The sequence below is a fragment of the Allobosea sp. genome, from assembly GCF_035944895.1.
Lineage (GTDB): Bacteria > Pseudomonadota > Alphaproteobacteria > Rhizobiales > Beijerinckiaceae > Allobosea.
This window is the reverse complement of sequence record NZ_DASZAT010000010.1, coordinates 606,547-623,018: the sequence shown is the minus strand read 5'-3', so window position 1 is coordinate 623,018 and position 16,472 is coordinate 606,547. Positions and strand designations below refer to the sequence as shown.

At 66.4% G+C, this 16,472-nt stretch carries 16 protein-coding genes; all 16 read right to left on the bottom strand.

Annotated elements, in window-relative coordinates; translation table 11 throughout:
• Positions 1-54 precede the first annotated feature (54 nt).
• The gene (locus VGV58_RS18610; RefSeq protein ID WP_326876168.1) at positions 55-1,101 is read right to left on the bottom strand and encodes an aldo/keto reductase; all 1,047 of its coding nucleotides are present in this window, start codon (positions 1,099-1,101) and stop codon (positions 55-57) included.
• 45 nt (positions 1,102-1,146) lie between these two features.
• Positions 1,147-2,169: an ABC transporter permease gene (locus tag VGV58_RS18605; RefSeq protein WP_326875515.1), complete on the bottom strand. Its 1,023-nt coding sequence runs from the start codon at positions 2,167-2,169 to the stop codon at positions 1,147-1,149.
• Positions 2,169-3,152, bottom strand: a complete 984-nt coding sequence (locus VGV58_RS18600; RefSeq protein ID WP_326875514.1) for an ABC transporter permease — start codon at positions 3,150-3,152, stop codon at positions 2,169-2,171. The genes VGV58_RS18605 and VGV58_RS18600 overlap by 1 nt, the downstream gene beginning before the upstream one ends.
• A 62-nt stretch (positions 3,153-3,214) precedes the next feature.
• Positions 3,215-3,796 carry an RBBP9/YdeN family alpha/beta hydrolase gene (locus VGV58_RS18595; protein WP_326875513.1) on the bottom strand — a complete coding sequence of 194 codons (582 nt, stop codon included), beginning with the start codon at positions 3,794-3,796 and terminating at the stop codon, positions 3,215-3,217.
• A 136-nt stretch (positions 3,797-3,932) separates the two neighbouring features.
• Positions 3,933-4,475 (bottom strand): flavin reductase family protein, encoded by a 543-nt coding sequence (locus VGV58_RS18590; RefSeq protein WP_326875512.1) that lies wholly within the window; start codon positions 4,473-4,475, stop codon positions 3,933-3,935.
• A 76-nt stretch (positions 4,476-4,551) separates the two neighbouring features.
• Positions 4,552-5,001 carry an RrF2 family transcriptional regulator gene (locus VGV58_RS18585; protein ID WP_326875511.1) on the bottom strand — a complete coding sequence of 150 codons (450 nt, stop codon included), beginning with the start codon at positions 4,999-5,001 and terminating at the stop codon, positions 4,552-4,554.
• Between the two features lie 105 nt (positions 5,002-5,106).
• Positions 5,107-5,571, bottom strand: coding sequence for a cupin domain-containing protein (locus tag VGV58_RS18580; RefSeq protein ID WP_326875510.1), 465 nt, complete (start codon positions 5,569-5,571; stop codon positions 5,107-5,109).
• On the bottom strand, positions 5,564-6,688 hold the full coding sequence (locus tag VGV58_RS18575) for a RuBisCO large subunit C-terminal-like domain-containing protein (protein WP_326875509.1): 1,125 nt from the start codon (positions 6,686-6,688) through the stop codon (positions 5,564-5,566). Before VGV58_RS18575 ends, VGV58_RS18580 begins: the two co-directional genes overlap by 8 nt.
• 75 nt (positions 6,689-6,763) lie before the next feature.
• Positions 6,764-7,642, bottom strand: a complete 879-nt coding sequence (locus VGV58_RS18570) for an NADPH-dependent oxidoreductase (RefSeq protein WP_326875508.1) — start codon at positions 7,640-7,642, stop codon at positions 6,764-6,766.
• A gap of 50 nt (positions 7,643-7,692) precedes the next feature.
• Positions 7,693-8,562, bottom strand: a complete 870-nt coding sequence (locus VGV58_RS18565) for an ABC transporter permease (RefSeq protein ID WP_326875507.1) — start codon at positions 8,560-8,562, stop codon at positions 7,693-7,695.
• Positions 8,559-9,449 carry an ABC transporter ATP-binding protein gene (locus VGV58_RS18560; protein WP_326875506.1) on the bottom strand — a complete coding sequence of 297 codons (891 nt, stop codon included), beginning with the start codon at positions 9,447-9,449 and terminating at the stop codon, positions 8,559-8,561. Before VGV58_RS18560 ends, VGV58_RS18565 begins: the two co-directional genes overlap by 4 nt.
• Before the next feature lie 9 nt (positions 9,450-9,458).
• The gene (locus tag VGV58_RS18555) at positions 9,459-10,487 is read right to left on the bottom strand and encodes an ABC transporter substrate-binding protein (RefSeq protein ID WP_326875505.1); all 1,029 of its coding nucleotides are present in this window, start codon (positions 10,485-10,487) and stop codon (positions 9,459-9,461) included.
• A gap of 264 nt (positions 10,488-10,751) precedes the next feature.
• Positions 10,752-11,804: an aldo/keto reductase gene (locus VGV58_RS18550; RefSeq protein WP_326875504.1), complete on the bottom strand. Its 1,053-nt coding sequence runs from the start codon at positions 11,802-11,804 to the stop codon at positions 10,752-10,754.
• Between the two features lie 65 nt (positions 11,805-11,869).
• Positions 11,870-13,117 (bottom strand): acyl-CoA dehydrogenase family protein, encoded by a 1,248-nt coding sequence (locus VGV58_RS18545; protein ID WP_326875503.1) that lies wholly within the window; start codon positions 13,115-13,117, stop codon positions 11,870-11,872.
• A gap of 5 nt (positions 13,118-13,122) precedes the next feature.
• Positions 13,123-14,742 (bottom strand): ABC transporter substrate-binding protein, encoded by a 1,620-nt coding sequence (locus VGV58_RS18540; RefSeq protein ID WP_326875502.1) that lies wholly within the window; start codon positions 14,740-14,742, stop codon positions 13,123-13,125.
• 58 nt (positions 14,743-14,800) lie between these two features.
• Positions 14,801-16,132, bottom strand: coding sequence for an LLM class flavin-dependent oxidoreductase (locus VGV58_RS18535; RefSeq protein WP_326875501.1), 1,332 nt, complete (start codon positions 16,130-16,132; stop codon positions 14,801-14,803).
• Between the last annotated feature and the right edge of the window lie 340 nt (positions 16,133-16,472).

Here is a 16,472-nt window from a genome sequence, read left to right as displayed (position 1 = left end):
TGAAAAGCCCCGCAGGCCTCGTCTGCGGGGCTTTCGGTCGTTATGGGCGTCGCCTCAAGCTGCCTTCTGCGCCGTGGCCGCAGTCGCCTCTGCGAACGGGTGCGACACGCGCCCTTCCGGCGGGTGGCTCGGATCGTTCCAGCCATGGGTCGAGGCGTGGCCGGGCGGGACGAGGCTGTCGACGAAGGCCTCGTCTTCGGCGGTGAGCCGGTATTCCAGCGCCGGCAGGTAGCTGTCCCATTGAGCCTCAGTCCGCGGCCCGGCGATGGCCGAGGTGACGAGCCGGTTGTGCAGGACCCAGGCGAGGGCGAAGTCGAGCGCCGAGATGCCACGGACGGCGGCATGGCGCTGGATGCGCTGGGCGATGTCGAGCGATTCCGGGCGGTACTCGGTGTTGAGGATGCGCGGATCTTTGCGGCCGGCGCGGCTGTCGGGCGCAGGCTCGGCGCCGGGCTGGTACTTTCCGGTGAGCACGCCGCGGGCGAGCGGGCTGTAGGAGATCACGCCGAGCCCGTTGAAGGCCGCCGCCGGCAGTTGCTCGGCTTCGGCGGTGCGGGTGACGATATTGTAGAGTGGCTGGCTGACGACGGGACGATCAATGCCGTACTGGTCGGCGAGATGGGCGACCTCCGAGATCCGGAAGCCGCGGAAATTCGAGACGCCGAAATAGCGCAGCTTGCCCTGGCGGATCAGGTCGGCGATGGCCCGCACGGCTTCGCCTAGCGGCTCGTCGAACGGGGCGCGGTGGAAGTAGAGGATGTCGATATAGTCGGTGCCGAGCCGCTTCAGGCTGGCCTCGACATTCTCGACGATCCATTTGCGCGAGATGCCCCGCTGGTTCGGCCCGTCGCCGAGCGCATTGGCGAACTTGGTCGCCAGCACCCAGTGATCGCGCTGCTTGGCGATGCCGCGCCCGGTGATCCGCTCGGACTCACCCTTGCTGTAGGCGTCGGCGGTATCGATCGAGTTGATGCCCTGGTCGCGCGCCTTGTCGATGATGCGGTGCGAGGTCGCCTCATCCGTCTCGCGGCCGAACATCATTGTGCCGAGCGTCAGCGGCGAGACGCGCAGGGCCGAGCGCCCGAGATGGCGGTAGTCGATGGCAGTCACGTCTGGTGTCCTTGTCTGTGGTAGGGGAGAGCTGTCTCAGCGCCCGGCCGAGAGGTGCGGGTTCAGCGCGTCGTTCAGCGCATCGCCGACGAGATTGAGCGCCAGCACGGTGAGGACGATAGCGAAGCCGGGAATGGCGGTGAGGTACCAGGCCGTGCGCAGCAATTCCCGGCCGGCGCCGATCATGCTGCCCCAGCTCACCAGATTGGGATCGCCGAGGCCGAGGAAGGACAGCGCCGACTCCATCAGGATCGCCGAGGCGACCAGCACCGAGGCGGTGACGATGATCGGCGAGAGCGCGTTGGGCAGGATCTCGCGCAGGATGATGCGCACCGGCCCGGAACCGATCGCGCGCGCCGCGGTGACGAAATCCTTCTCGCGCAGCGAGCGGAACTCGGCGCGCACGAGGCGAGCGACCATCGGCCAGGTCACCATCGCGATCGCGCCGGTCACGGTGGTGATCGAGGGCTGGGCGATGGCGACGAGCACGACGAGCAGCACGAAGCTCGGCACGGTCTGGACGACCTCGGTCAGCCGCACCAGCGCGTCGTCGATCCAGCCGCCGAAATAGCCGGCCGTCGCCCCGACCGCGATCCCGGCGCTGACGCCGAGCGCCATGGCCGTGAAGCCGACCAGCAGCGAGATGCGCGCCCCCCAGACCAACCCTGCCGCGACGTCGCGGCCGAGCGAATCCGTGCCGAGCGGGAATTCGGGGTTCTGCCCGGGCCAGAGGAAGGGCCGGCCGACCATTGCGAGCGGGTCGTCGGGATAGAGGAAGGGCGCGGCGAGAGCGATACCCGCGACGAGCAGAAGGAAGGCCAGCGCGCCCAGGCCCGACGGGTTGCGCAGGAAGGCTTTCAGCGCCCGCTGGCCGTTGGAGGGCGAGGGGGCAGTCGCAACGACCGGGGCGGGCGCTTGCGCATCCGGTGCGTTGGCTGCGTCGTCCTCCCGGTTTGTGAGCAGGCCAAAGCCAGGGCCCGGCAGCACCAGGGGCTCGGAAGTCGGCCCGGCCCAGACGATCGCCTCGGAATGGCTCAGGGACCGTTCGATCACACCCATCAGCGGACCTCGATGCGCGGGTCGAGCCATGCCTGCAGCAGGTCGACGACCATGTTGACGATGATGACGAGCAGCGAGCAGAGCAGCAGCACGCCAAGGAGAACGTTGAAGTCGCGCCGCATCACCGCTTCGAAGGCGAGGCGCCCGAGACCGGGCCAGCTGTAGACCGTCTCGACCACGACGGCGCCGCCGAGGATGCCGCCGAAATGCATGCCGGCGAGCGTGGTCACCGGCAGCAGCGCGTTGCGCAGGATATGCCGGGTCGCGACGTGGAAGGGCGTCAGGCCCTTGGCCGTCGCGGTGCGAATGAAATCCTGCGAGGCCACCTCGAGCATCGTCGCCCGGGTCAGCCTGGCGTAGATCGCGACATAGAAGAGCGCGAGCGAGGCGGCCGGGAGGAGCATGTGGCGGGCCTTGTCGAGCAGGCTGTCCAGGCCCGAAAGACCCGCCCCGATCGTCTCCGCGCCGCCGCTCGGCAGCCAGCCGAGCTTGACCGAGAACAGCACGATCAGCATCAGGCCGATCCAGAAGCCCGGCACCGAATAGAAGACCAGCGAACCCACGGAGATGAGCCGGTCGGGCCAGCGCCCGGCGTTGAGGGCCATCACCGTGCCCAGTGCGATGCCGAGCAGCAGTGCCAGCGACAGGGAAAGGCCCATGAGCAGCAAGGTGCCCGGCAGGCGCTGTGCGATCAGATCGGCGACAGGCATGTTGTAGCGCGGCGAGAAGCCGAGACTGCCCTGCGCGAGATGGCCGAGATAGGCGAGCAGCTGGTCGAGCACCGGCAGGTCGAGGCCGAACTGCTTGCGCAACATTGCCATCGTTTCCTCGGTCGCGGCGCCCGCCTCGCCGGCCATCACGTCGGCAGCGTCCCCCGGCGCCAGCTGCAGCAGGAGGAAGTTGAGGATGACGATGCCGATGGCCGTGGGCACGGCCTGGATCAGGGTCTTGCGCAGGACGCCGGACAAGCGGGAAAGCGACATTCAATCCATCTACTAATTTTATAGATTATTAGAGCCTGCCGAAGCGCTCTTCGCCTCGGGGCCTAGTGCAGGCTGAACCGTGCTGGAAAACGCTCGACAGACCTGCCGAGAGGCGTACTGAAAGCGGTCAGCCGCTCGAGCAGGTCGAGACCCGCGGGCCAGTCGCCGAGGCCGCTCTCGGCATCGAGATGCCCGGCATTGCCGGCATCGATGAAGGCGGCGTCCCACATATTGGCGAAGATGCGCGCCCGCTCGATGTCCATGTGAGGATCCGTGCGGCTTGCGACGACGAAGGCCGGAAACGGGAACGGGTCGCAGGGCAGCGGGCCGAACGAGGCGAAGCCGGCGGCGACCGCGGTTCTCGCCTCGGGGTCGACCGGGGCGACCAGCATCGCGCTGCGGATCGGCAGATCGGGATAGCGCGCTGCCAGATGAGCGATGGCTGTCGCGCCGAGCCCATGGCCCACGAGCACGGCATTGGGGCGCTGTCCGACATGCTCGCGCAAGGTTTCGAGCCATGAATCGAGATGCGGGCGGCGTGTTTCGGGCTGCTCTACGCGCTCGACGAAGTCGAGCCGGCTTTCCCAGCGGGCCTGCCAATCCGTAGACTTTACCCTTGATCCGGGAACGATGAGGATGGCCATGCGGCGCCTCCTTTCATCATGCCATCATCGGTGCCAAAGGCTTGTTCGGTCAATAAAACGACTTGGCAAAATTGGACCTGATTAGAGAACGATACTCTGCCATCGGACGGGAGAGGTAGGAGAGTCGCCCCGTCGCTCAGATGCCGGCGCCATGTTGCAGCGTCTCGTCGAGCTTGCCGTAGATTCCGCGCCAATAGAGCAGAGCGCCCTCGTCCTGCGCCTGCCGGATCGCCTTGATCCGGCCGATCAGGATCGTATGCGAGTGACGCTCGATCGCCTCGTCTGTCTCGCAATCCAGGACGGCGAGAGCGCCGACGAGGGTCGGGGCTCCGGTCACGAGTGTCGTCCAGTCGCCGTCGGCAAAGCGGGCTTCGCCCTTGAAGCCGCCGCGACCGGCAAAGCGGTCGGCGATCGCCTGGTGGCGGGCGGCCAGGACATTGATCGCGAAATGGCCGGCCGCCTCGATCTTCGGCCAGGCCGAGGCGCCGCGATTGATGCAGACGATCACGGTCGGCGGCTCGGCCGAAAGGGCGGTCAGCGATGTCGCGGTCAGGCCGGCGCGCTCGCCGCCATGCGAGGCGGTGATGATGCTGACCGCGCCCGCGACATTGCGCATCACCGCCTTGAACGCGTCGGAATGGATATCGGCGGCGACGGGCGGGGCGAACTGTTGATTCATGATTTCACCGGAGTGCGGTTTCCGCTCCGATCGAAAATAGGTTCTTGTGATAATTTGTCTACTAAAGAAATAGATTTTAGATCGCGAAGTCGATCTCCGGCTTGTGGGCTGCGGCGCGGCTGACGAGATCGGCGATCGTGGTGTTGTCGACGACCGCCGCCATGGCGTCGCGCACCTCGCGCATCACCCCACGGACGACGCAGGCTCCGATGTCTCCGCAATCCTGGCACGGCTTGAAGGCCGATTGGCTGGCGCAATCGATCGGCGCGATCGGCCCCTCCAGCGCCCGGATGACGGCGCCGACCTTGATGGTCCGGGCTGGTTTCGCCAGCGCATAGCCACCGCCCGGCCCCTTCTTGCTGCGCAGCATGCCGGCATTGCGAAGGTCCAGCAGGATGGCGTCGAGAAACTTCTTCGAGATGTTGTTGCGCTGCGCGATCTCGGCGATCTGCGCGGTCTCGCCAGCCTCGAGCTTGGCGAGATGGACCATGGCCTTGATGCCGTATTTGCCCTTGTTGGTCAGCACAGCCCGTCCCCCGCTTAGAAGTACAGTATATCGATCTATTTTCCGGGAACTGCAAGGCGAGGGGATTGCAGGGGGCTGCCCGGGCGATGGTGCTTCGGCTGCGGTTCAGCCGTCGAGGAAGGCTGCGATCTCCGGAGTGGCGCGCAAGATGGCAAGCTCCTCTGCCGTCGGCAGCACCGGGCGGTCGCGGGTGGCATCGACCAGGCAAAGGAAGCCGAGCGGCTCGCCAGGGGCGGCCCGGAACTGGTGCCAGGTCCAGCCGGGGATGGTGATGAGATCGAGCGGGCCGATCTCGCTCACTTCGGAGCCGACGAGGCAGCGGCCACGACCGCGCACGATCATGACGCCATGGACATGGCCGTGGCGCTCCAGCGTGGTGTGACCGCCCGGGCCGATCTCGAAATAGCGCAGCTCGCCGGCAAGATCGGCTCGCGAGAACAGGATCTGGCGCGAGACGTCGCGGAAGGGCGCATCGCCATCCTGCTTGTAGGCGAGCCGCTCGACGCCCTGCCAGGCGAAGCCGTCTTCCTGCCGGCGCAGGTTGGGAACATCCTTGGTCGCGTCAGGCATGGGCTTGTGCCAGGGCTTGCGTTTGCGAGTGCTGATGGACCGTGGCGACGAACGCGGCCGTGGCCTCGCTCAATCTGTCGCGCTTGGCGAGCAGGTTGCCGCCGATCAGCAGCATGACGTCGCGGCCGTAGAAGTCGAGCATCTCCGGCACCCGCGCCACGCTCATGCCGCCGGCCGGCACCGGGGCGATCGCTGCGAGCCCGGGCTCGGGCGCGAGCGCAGCCTGCGCGATACGCTGGCAAGCCTGCACGGAATAGCCGAAGCGGCCGCCGTGATTGGGGAAGATCATCGCGTCGACGCCGGCGAGTCGCCAGAGCTTCGTCAGGCAGGCCGGGTCGATCCGCGCCGCGCCGGCCAGGCTGGGATGGGCGAGGAATGCGATATCCGGATGATCCCGCCTGAGCTGCTGGACATTGGAAAGGCCGAGGATCGCTGGCGCGACCATCGCCGTGTCGAGCCCCTCCTCGCCGATGATGCGCAATTGCTCACGCACGGCGTCGAGGCTGCCGGAGAGGCTCGGGACATAGCGGGTCGGATGGCCGGTGTGGGCGCTGGCGCGACGCACCGCCGCGGCGCAGGCCACGACGCGTTGCGGGAATGGGCTGTAGGCTTGCGTCGCCAGCCCGTGATCGTCCTTGACATAGTCGATGCCGCCGAGCGCGAAGGCCTCGGCCAGGCGCGCGAGTTCCTCCGGCGGCAATCCTTGTGGCTTCAGGGCCGAGCAGGTCAGGGCACGCCCGGCCGCATTGACGCGCTGGCGCAGGCCGTCGAGCCCGATCTGCGGGCCATCGCCGAACCCGGCACGCAGCTCGGGTGGCAAGGCGAATTCGGCGAGCGTCAGGTCATCATGCAGCGAGGAGTTGCCGAACAGCATGTTGAGGAGCTGCCCGGCATCGTCGCCCATCGTGGCGGCGGAGAGCAGGATGCGGATCGCATGCAGGCCGTTGCCTTCGGGCTCGACCGCGACGACACGCCCGAGGACCTCGCCGAGGACGAAGGGATCGTCGACCGCCTCGGGCGGCATCTCGATGCTCTGCTCGACAGCGATCGCCCGGGCACGCGCCTGGGCATCCTCGGGCGAGCCGCGCAGGTGATAGGTGACGTCGATCCAGCTCATCGTCGATCCCGCCGAGGCGGGGCTCCGCCATTTCGTTTCACGTCACCATTATAGCGCCGCGGCCGCGGAGACACCTCAGCGCAGCGCGAAGCCGAGTGCAGTCAGCGCATCGCGCATGCGGTCGCGCCCGCTCAGGGATTGCGGCCCGGCGACGCGTGCGAGCGCCTGGCGCGACCAGGGCACCTGCGGAATCCGCTGCTCGCTCTGGAAATCCTGGATCGCCGCGTCATAGGCTGCGACCGGCTCAGGCGCGTAGCCGGCGCCGTATTGCTCGCGATGGAGGACAAGGGCGGGCGAGAGGCGTGGCTTGATGCCGGTGACGACCTCGGGGGCGGGATAGCCGAGGCAGAGGCCGAAGACGGGAAACACCTTCGGCGGCAGGCCGAGCTCTTTCGCCACCCGTTCGGGATCGTTGCGCAGGGCGCCGATATAGACCGTGCCGAGGCCGAGGCTCTCAGCGGCCAGCACGGCGTTCTGCGCGGCGAGTGCTGCGTCGATGATCGCGACGAACAACGTCTCGAGATAGTCGAGCGCATCGACTGCATGGTCGCGAGCGGCTCCGAGCGCATCCAGCCGGTTGAGATCGGCGAGGAAGACCAGCAGGGTCGGGGCCTGCAGGATGTGCTTCTGATTGCCGGTGACCTCGGCGAGCCGCGCCTTGCGGGCGGGATCGGAGACGGCGACCACGCTCCAGGTCTGCAGGTTGGACGAGCTGGCGGCGGATTGTCCCGCCGCGACCAGCGTCTCGATTGTGCCTTCAGGCAATGGATCGGGCTTGTAGGAGCGCACCGAGCGATGCGCCAGGATCTGGCCGATGACCTCGTTCCAGTGCGCCGGCTCCGGCTGCCCTTCGGTGCGATAGCGCGCCCGCAGCAAGGCCTTCGGATCGTCTCCGGCGGAGGCCTCGGAGATCGCGGAGGAAGGAACGTCGACGAAGTGCAGGGCAGCGGTCATGGACGGATATCCGTGCAGAAAGGCATGGGTCAGTGCGAGCGAGAGTGGCATCAGCGCGCCATGCCCCAGCGCCGGATCGTCGCCTTCTCGATCGCCGCGAAGACGAGGTTCTCGACGATGAGGCCGATCAGGATCACCAGCAGCAGGCCGGCGAAGACCTTGTCGGTGTAAAGCTCGTTGCGGTTCTGGAAGATGTACCAGCCGAGGCCGCCGCGTCCCGATGAGGCGCCGAAGACCAGCTCGGCGGCGATCAGCGTGCGCCAGGCGAAGGCCCAGCCGATCTTGAGGCCGGACAGGATCGCCGGCAGCGCCGCCGGCACGAGGATGCCGAAGACATAGCGCAGGCCGCTGAGCCCGTAATTGCGGCCGGCCATCCGCAGCGTGTCGGGCACGCCCTGGAAGCCGGCGAAGGTGTTGAGCGCCACCGGCCAGAGCACCGAATGGATCAGCACGAAGATCAGGCTGCCGGAGCCGAGGCCGAACCAGAGCAGCGCCAGCGGCAGGAGCGCGATCGCCGGCAGCGGGTTGAACATTGCCGTCAGGGTTGAGAGCAGGTCGCGGCCGACTTGAGTCGAGATCGCCAGCGTCGTCAGCAGGAAGGCGAGCGTCAGCCCCGCCGCATAGCCCTGCGCCAGTACGATCAACGAGAGCCGGGCCCGCTCGATCAGCTCGCCGCTCGCCAGCCCCTCAAACAGGGCCTGCACCGTGGCGAGGAAGGTGGGCAGCAGGAGCTCGTTGTCCTGCCAGCGCGCCAGCGCCTCCCAGAGGAGCGCCAGCACGACCAGGATCAGGCCCTTGCGCAGCCAGCCCTGTCCGGCGAGGCGCTCGAGCAAGGGGCGCGGGCGCTCGACGACGGTTGCGACAAAGGGCGGCAGCGGCTGGTCATATTCCGGCCGGATCGGTGGCTGGGCGAGGCTCACGGCGTTGCCTCTCCGGCGCCGGCCTGCTCATGCTCGAATAGCCGCTCGTGCAGGCGCCGTACGGCGGCCTGGAATGGAGCGCCGCCGGTGCTGGCGAGATCGAATTCGTGGCTGTTGAACTCGGCCCGCAGTCGGCCGGGATGGGGTGAGAGCACCGCGACGCGGTTGCCGACGATCAGCGCCTCCTCGATCGAATGGGTGACGAAGAGCAGGGTGAAGCGGACCTCGTCCCAGAGCGCCAGCAATTCCTCCTGCATCCGGCGCCGGGTCAGTGCGTCGAGCGCGGCGAAGGGCTCGTCCATCAGCAGGATGCTCGGCTGCATGGCGAGGGCGCGAGCGATGGCGACGCGCTGCTTCATGCCGCCGGAGAGCTGGTGCGGATAGCTGTCGGCGAATTTGGCGAGCCCGACCTTCTCGACATAGTGGTGGGCCCGTTCCAGCGCTTCGCGGCGCGGAAGAGTACGCGAGGCTGTGAGCGGGAAGGCGACGTTCTGCAGCACCGTCTTCCAGGGCGGGAGCTGGTCGAATTCCTGGAAGACGACGATGCGGTCAGGCCCCGGCCCACGGATTGGCCGCCCGCTGAGCCTGATCTTGCCCTCGACTGGTGCGATGAAGCCGGCGACGGCCTTGAGCAGGGTCGACTTGCCGCAGCCGGACGGGCCGAGCAGCACGAAGCGGTCGGCTTCATGGACATCGAAGCCGACCCGGTGGGTGGCGCGCACGATCGTCTCGGCCGTGCGGTATTCGAGGCTGACGCCGTCGACTTGAAGGAGCGGGCCAGCGCTGGCGTCAGGCGTTGCTGCTGCTGACGCACCCTGCGCCGCGCGCGCCTGTCGGATCTCGGCGACCGAGCTGTCGCGCAGGAGTTCGTCGGCGACGAGCGTCATGGCCGGCGCTCAGCTGCCCGCGGCGATGCGCGGGTCGGTGAAGAAATAGTCCGTCAGCGCCTTGGGCTCGTTCTTGATCGCGCCGACGCGATGCAGGAACTGGCCGAGGCCGAGCGTGTTCTGCGGCTCGACCTTGAAGGTCACCTCGGGATTCCTGATGACTTGGAGCAGCAGCTTGCGGTCGCCCTTGCCGCCATTAGCCTTGAGGTAGATGTCGGCGGCCTGCTCGGGGTTGCTGGTGATGAACTTCGCGGCTTCGTCGAGCGCGTCGAGGAAAGCGCGATAGGTCTTCGGTGCGTCTTTGTAGAATTTCTCGGTGCCATAGAGCACGGTCGAAGAGGCCGGCCCGCCCTGGACGTCGTAGGATTTGAGCACAATGCGGGCGTTCGGGTTCTCGGCCAGCTCCTGTTCCTGGAAGGGCGGATTGCCGAAATGGCCGGTGATCTCGGTACCGCCCTTGATGATCGCGGCGGCGGCCTCGGGATGGGGCAGGGCGACGCTGATCTTGTCGAGCTTGGCGAACTCCTTGTCGCCCCAGAGCTTGGCCGAGGCCCATTGCAGGATGCGCGACTGCACGGAGACACCGACGGCGGGCAGGGCGATCCTGTCCTTGTCGGTAAAGTCGGCGATCGTCTTCACGTTCGGATTGTTGGTGACGAGATAGTAGGGGAAATTGCCGAGCGAGGCGACGCCCCTGACGTTCTGCTTGCCCTTGGTGCGATCCCACAGTGTGAAGAGAGGGCCGACGCCGGCGCTGGCGATCTCGATCGAGCCTGAAAGCAGCGCATCGTTCACCGCCGCGCCGCCGGAGAGCTGGGTGAATTCGACCTTGATATCGACGCCGGCCGCCTTGCCGTGCTTCTCGATCAGCTTCTGCTCGGCGGCGACGTCGAGCAGCAAATAGACGACGCCGAACTGCTTGGCGATGCGCAGCTGACCCTCTGTGGCGGACGCCGGGCCGGCAAGGCTGAAGGAGAGGGCCGTACCGACCATCAAGGCTGCTGCCTGCCGGCGCGACAGCTTCTTCCAAATCGCCATGTCGAACTCCTGAAAATGCCGCTGCGACCTTTGTCTCAGGTCGCGCTGAACCATGCCGAAGCTTGTGGTTCAACGGCGCAGGCGTCAACGAGAATGTTCTTTTTAAAGAACAAACTGGAGGAGTGTTTCGTTGTCTGGAGCGCCGTAGCCACGGAAGATTTATCTTTTGTGGCTAGTTCTACTTGCATTGCTCAGCCTCAGAGAAGCGTCTTCACGAAGATCGATCGATATCGTTCTCTTTAAGAGACGATGGGCTGCGCGCCCTCATGGCGCCGGGCTGCCATGGAGCTGATGGGCCGCATCGATCCGCGCCTCGATCTCGGGTGTGATCTTCACCTTGAGCGCAGCGAGATCGGCATCGAGCTGGGCTAGGGTCGTGGCACCGATGATCGCGGACGTCACAAAGGGCCGGCTTGCGACATAGGCGATGGCGAGCTGAGCGGGGTCGAGGCCGAAGTCGCGGGCAATGGCGAGATAGCTCTCGATCGCCGCCTCGGTGCCCGGCTTCTGATAACGCTGGCCGCGCTCGAACAGGGTGGTGCGGGTTCCGGCCGGGCGGGCGCCGCGCTGGTACTTGCCGGTGAGGAAGCCCTGTCCGAGCGGCGAATAGGCGAGCAGGCCGACCTGCTCGCGCTCGTGGAATTCGGCGAGTCCGACCTCATAGGTGCGGTTCAGCAGGTTGTAGGCGTTCTGGACGCTGGCGACCCGCGGCAAGCCGCGCGTCTCCGAAAGGTGCAGGAAGCGGGACAGGCCCCAGGCGGTCTCGTTCGACAGGCCGATATGGCGGATCTTGCCGGACTTCACCAAGCCGTCGAGTGCATCCAGCGTCTCCTCGATCGCCACCTCCGAGCCGTCGCCGCCGCGATTGGGAGCATGCGAGCCGCCGCCGAAGAGCGGGACGTTCCGGTGGGGCCAGTGCAACTGGTAGAGATCGAGATAGTCGGTCTGCAGGCGCTTCAGCGAGGCGTCGATGGCTTCATCGATGTTCTTCCTGTCAAGGCGGGGCTGGCTGCCGTCCTTGCGCAGATAGTTGCGGTCACCGGGGCCGGCGACCTTGGAGGCGAGGATGATCCTGTCGCGCTTGCCGCTCGCCTTCAGCCAGGTGCCGATGATGCGCTCCGTCGAGCCCTGCGTCTCCGCGCGCGGCGGGATCGAGTAGCTCTCGGCCGTGTCGATGAAGTTGATGCCGGCGTCGAGGGCGCGGTCGAGCTGGGCGTGCCCGTCCGTCTCCGTGTTCTGCTGGCCCCAGGTCATGGTGCCGAGCGTGATGGCGGAGACGCGCAGATCCGTGCGTCCAAGCGGACGGTAGTCGGTCATGAAGAATGTCCATTCAGGTGGAAGCAGGGGCCGGCTCCGGTTGCCGGCCGTGACATCGGTCGATCTCAGAAGAAGCCGAGCGCCGGCAGCGGAGTGCCCTTGAGCTCGTAGGCGCCGAGCGCCAGCGCCTTGTAGCTGGCGGGATTGTGCGAGGAGAGGGTGCGGGCATTGCGCCAGTGCCGGTCGAGATTCTGCCGCAGCGTCGCGGCCGAAGCCCCGCCGACATCGAACAGCGCGGTCGAGGAGCGCAGCGCGAATTCGTCGACCACGACCTTGGTCTTCGCGGCGGTCAGCGAGGCCTCGTGGACAAGCGCAGGCAGGCGGGCATCGTCCGGGTTTGCAGCCCTGAGCGCGGCGACCACGTCGAGCGCGTCGCCCACGGCGAGGATGCCGAGCTCGGCGACGAAGGCTTCGCTGGCGATCCGGCCGATCGTCTGCTGCAGCAGCGGGTCCTCATGCGGCGTTTCCGTGAGCGCGTAATAGAAATTCCGCTTGCGGCTCAGCAGCAGGGACTTGGCATCGCGCAGGACTGCGCGGAGTACGCCGGCATTGACCGCTGTCACGATCGTCTGCGCGATCGTGCTGGCGAAGGGTTGGACATAGGGCGTCGCATCCGTCAGCAACTCGTCGGCCTCGACCCGTACGCCGTGGAAATTGGTGGTTCCCGTGCCGGTCACGCGCTGGCCGATGCCGTCCCAGTCGTCCAGGCGCTCGATGCCTTCGCGATCGGTCGGGATGATCAGCGAGACATCCTCGCCCTCGGGCGAGATCGCCCGGACCAATGTCAGATCGGCATAGAGCGTGCCGGTGCTGTAGAACTTGGTGCCGTCGAGGCGATAGCCGTCGCCGTCGCGCGTCAGCCGGGTCTTGAGATCGCCACGTCCACCGGTCTGCTTGCGGTCGAGCTCGGTGGTGGCGAGGCCGATGAGGGCGCCGCTTGCCACCGCCTTGCGCCAGGCCGGGTTGTAGCCGGGCTCGCGGCCGGTGATGAAGCGTTCGGTCACGAAGAAATGGTTGCGGAAGATGTGGGCAACGCTGGAATCAGCCTCGCCGAGCCGCACGAGGGCGCCGAGAACTTCGCGCCAGGAGGCGCCGGCACCGCCGTCGCTCTCGGGAAGCCGCAGGGCGCCGAAGCGCAGGGCCCTCAGCTTTGTCAGGAGATCGAAAGGATGCTCGCGCCGGGCATCACGCTCGGACGAGGTCAGCGCGATCTCGGCGAAGACTGCGGCGAGCTCGTCCGGCCTTGCCGCTGCGGGGAGAGTGAGTGCTGGCGACAGGAGACTGGCAGCGCTCGGCGTTTGAAAGGCACCCATCGATCTCAGCTTTCGATATAGACGTCGGCGAAGTTCGCGCGCAGTCCGTTGGCGGAAACGGTGTGGTTCTTCACGCGCTTGTTGAAGACGGTGAGGTTTTTCTGCGCGATCAGGTCGTAATGCGGCAGGTCGTGGACCAGGAGATGCTGGACCTTGCGCAGCAACTCCCGGCGCTTCTCGACATTGGGCTCGACTGCCGCGGCCTCGAACAGCGCGTCGACCTCGGGATTGCTGTAGTTCGCCCCGTTCGAGAACGGCGTGCCCTTCTTGATGTTCTGCGTCCAGAACAGCCGCTGCACGCCGACCGTCGGGTCGAAGTAATTGCTCAGCCAGGCATTGGCGAAATCGAAGTCGCGATTGGTGTAGACGCGGCGGATATAGCTGGCGAAGTCCTGACCGCGGATCGTCACCTCGATGCCGATGCGCGCCAGCGCCTGCTTGATGAATTCAGAGCCGCGCTTGAAGTTTTCGCCATAGGGCAGGTAGTCGTTGGTGAGCTTGAAGCGGATGCCGCCGGCGCCGCGCTTGAAGCCGGCCTCGTCGAGCAGCGCCTCGGCACGCTTGGGATCGAAGGCGTAGACCGGCAGGTCGGTGGCGGCCCACTGCTTCAGCGCCGGCACGACCGGGCCGTTGGTGATCTCGCCGAAATCGTACCAGACGATGTCGAGATAGGCCTTCTTGTCGATCGCATGGGCGATCGCCTGCCGGACCTTGCGCTCCTTGAGATAGGGATTGTCGAGGTTGAAGACGAGCTGGTTGATGTCGCCGGAATAGGCGGAGCCTTTTTCCTCGACCGCCAGATTGGGCAGCTTGGTGAAGCGCGAGACTTCGGCGAGCGGCACAGGATTGTCGCCGGAGATGTCGGCCGTGCCGGATTCGAGCGCGGCGGCGCGTGCGGCCGGATCGGTGACGACCCGGACGATCAGCCGGTCGACATAGGGCTTGGGCTGGTCCCAGTAGTTCGGATTGCGCTCGTAGAGGATATGGCTGCCGCGCACCCACTCCTTGAAGACGAAGGGGCCGGTGCCGACCGGGTTGTTGTGGGCGGGGTTGGTGATCGGGTCCTTGCCCTCGAACAGGTGCTTGGGGATGATCGGTGCCTGCGAGGCGATCAGCGCCGTCAGGAAATAGGGCGCCGGCTTCGAGAAGACGACGATCGCGGTGTGCGGATCGGGCGTCCTGACCTCGGCGAGATTGGCGAAGGTGCTGCGGTTGTGGGCGTGGTGCGCCTTGAGGAAGAACAGCGAGAAGGCGACGTCATCGGCGGTGAAGTCGCGCCCGTCATGCCATTTCACGCCCTGCCGGAGCTTGAAGCTGTAGGAGAGCCCGTCCTCGCTGGTTTCCCAATGGGTGGCGAGCTGCGGCTTCGGCGTCAGGTCGAAATCATAGTCGAGCAGGCCTTCATGCACCTTGGGGCTGACGAAGGAGGTCGGCCCCGAGACGTTCACCGCCGAGAGCAGGGCGGTCGGCTCGGGATCGATCAGCGCCGTCAGCACGCCGCCACGCTTCGGGCTCGCGGCGAGTTGCGCCTGGGCGAGGGCCTCCGGAACGAGGCCGGCCGGCGTGACGACGAGGAGGCCGCCGGCTGCGAGGAGTTGGCGCCGCGAAGGGCGGAATTCTGACATGGGTTTGCGTTCCGTGAAAAAGGCCGGGCTGCTGCGCCCGGCGGTCGGGAGGGAGAGGTCAGGCGCTGCGCCGCTCGCTCTCGGCGTAGCGGCTTGTCGGGCGCGGCAGGCCGAAGCGCTCGCGCAGCGTCGTCTCGCGGTACTCGGTGCGGAACAGGCCGCGCTTCTGCAGGATCGGCACGACGTGATCGACGAAGATCTCGAGCCCGTCGGGCAGCACGTCCGGCATCAGGTTGAAGCCGTCGGCTGCGCCGCTGCGGAACCAGGCTTCGAGATCGTCGGCGACCGCTTCCGGCGTGCCGACCACGACCCGGTGGCCGATGCCGCCGCCGAGCTTGTGGATCAGCTGACGGAAGGTGAGGTTGCCCTTGCGGGCGAAGTTGAGTGTCGCCCTCGCGAAGGTGATGCCGCCATTGGGCGGAATCGGCAGGTCGGGGAAGGGCGCATCGAGATCGAGATGCGACAGGTCCTGCCCGAAGGTCCCGCTGATGCGGCGCACCGCATAGTTGAGATTGATCAGCGAACCGAGCTCTTCCTCGCGCCGGTGCACTTCCGCTTCGGTCGAGGCGATCAGCGTGCCCAGCCCGGGCAAGGCAACGATCGAGCGGGGATCGCGGCCGTTCGCGACGGCACGGCGGCGCAGGTCGCCGATATAGGCCAGTGACAATTCCTCGTCCTCGCCGACGCTGAAGACGGCGTCGGCGTAGCGCGCGGCGAAGTCGCGGCCGTCCTCGGAGCCGCCGGCCTGCACGATGAGCGGGTGGCCCTGCGGCGAGCGCGGCAGGCTCAGGGGGCCGGCGACCTTGAAGAACTCGCCCTCGTGTTCGATCCGGTGGATCTTGTGCTTGTCGAGCAGGGTGTTGCTGGCCTTGTCGCCGACGAAAGCTCCGTCCTCCCAGCTGTCCCAGAGCTTGAGCAGCACTTCGGCGAATTCCTGGCCGCGGGCATAGCGGCGGCCATGCTCCATCACGCTCTGGCCGAAATTGGCGGACGCCGCGCCATTCGCGGTCGTGACCAGATTGACGCCCGTCCGGCCGCCGCTGAGCAGGTCGAGCGACTGGAAGCGGCGGGCGATGTTGTAGGGCTCGTTGTAGCTCGTCGAGACCGTGGCGATCAGCCCGAGATGGCTCGTCGCCCCGGCGACCGCCGCCAGCGTGATCGTCGGCTCCAGCCCGTTGAAGCTTTTCTCCTCGGCCCTGTCCTCCAGCGCCGGCTGGTCGGCGAGGAACATCGCGTCGAGCTTGCCGCGCTCGGCGATCTTCGCGGTGCGGACATAGTGATCGACATCGATGCTGGCGCGCGGATCGGCCTGCGGCGCCCGCCAGGCCGAGGCGTAGAAGCCGCCATGCAGGATATTGACGTTGAGATGGAGCTGTCGGGTACGGGTCATGCTCGCCTCCAGGCCCAAAAGGCTAGGGCAGGAGGTCAATTAGTCAATTAAATTAATAGACTAATTATTCCAGTGATGGAGGAAATCTGTTCTCCGGATCCAACTGCTTCGGCATCTTGCTCCGAGTCGGGCCACTCTTTGTCCTGGAGGCTCCCTTCGTCGATGACAATGGCGAAAACCTCTTCTCCGTGAGCCTGCTTTGCGGGAATTTCTTTTCGTCGATATCGTTTCTTAAAAAGAACATTCTATTTGACATAAGGAACGGTCTTTTGAATTATCCATTAATATTGTGAGTTATTTTTCTGGCTCGACGTCCATTCGCGAGCGCTCACATCGAGAG